The sequence below is a fragment of the Mesorhizobium sp. P5_C1 genome, assembly GCF_054049815.1.
This window is the reverse complement of sequence record NZ_JBFULQ010001170.1, coordinates 1-877: the sequence shown is the minus strand read 5'-3', so window position 1 is coordinate 877 and position 877 is coordinate 1. Positions and strand designations below refer to the sequence as shown.

The 877-nt window shown below is 58.0% G+C and carries 2 pseudogenes; both read right to left on the bottom strand.

Annotated elements, in window-relative coordinates:
• Nucleotides 1–406 (bottom strand): annotated as a pseudogene (locus ACXJ7R_RS34670) (D-alanine--D-alanine ligase); the annotation flags it as partial.
• Nucleotides 407–708: 302 nt separating this feature from the next.
• Nucleotides 709–877: pseudogene (locus ACXJ7R_RS34665) on the bottom strand (UDP-N-acetylmuramate dehydrogenase); the annotation flags it as partial.

Sequence of the window (877 nt, the reverse complement as noted above, 5' to 3'; positions counted from 1 at the left end):
TGACCACATAGGGCGGCTTCATCGGGTGCTTGTTCTGAATGGCGAAGCGGCTGGCGACCTTCGATTCGGCGACAGGGACACCGACCGATTTGGCAACCCGCTTGGCCTGCTCCTTGTTCATGGCCAGCGCCGAAGCGAGCACGCCGGAATGCGTATAGGGGACACCGAGATATTCGAGGATACCCTGGATGGTACCATCCTCGCCAAACGGACCATGCAGCGCATTGAACGCGATATCCGGCCGGAGTTCGGCAAGCACCGAGCCGACATCGCGCCCGACATCGACGCGCGTGACCTGGTAGCCTTCCTTCTCGAGCTCATCGGCACAAGCCTTTCCCGAGGACAGGGACACGGGCCGCTCGGACGAGAAACCTCCCAGCAGGACGGCCACATGCTTGCTTTTCATTTCCCCCGTCATCCCCTCTCACCGCGGACCAAAAACCAAGATTTCCGCAACATTGAGTCCGAGTCTCCCGGCAGGTTGCCCCCCCAGACGGAAAACGCCGAACGCGTCGAACGACTCAAATCAGGAAACGCTTTGGAGCAGAGAATCAGAGAGTTGATTCACTGGCAAGTACTTACGATTCCGAGAGATTCACTTTCTGAGAAAATGGATGCGAAAACCGCGCCGTTGAGTCTTTGCAGCAACGGTCGCGGGCCATTTTCGGCCCCATTGAAGTTCATGCATCACGTGAACTTCAACACCCACTATAGAAGTTGCCCGAGAAACTCCTGCACGGCATGCCCCGGCCGGAAATTGCCGATGCGCTTGATTTCCCATTGCAGCCGGATGCCCGAATTTTCCAGCACCCGCGTTCGCACCGTCTCGCCGAGGTATTCGAGGTCGTAGCCGGTCGCGGTTCCCGTATTGATCATG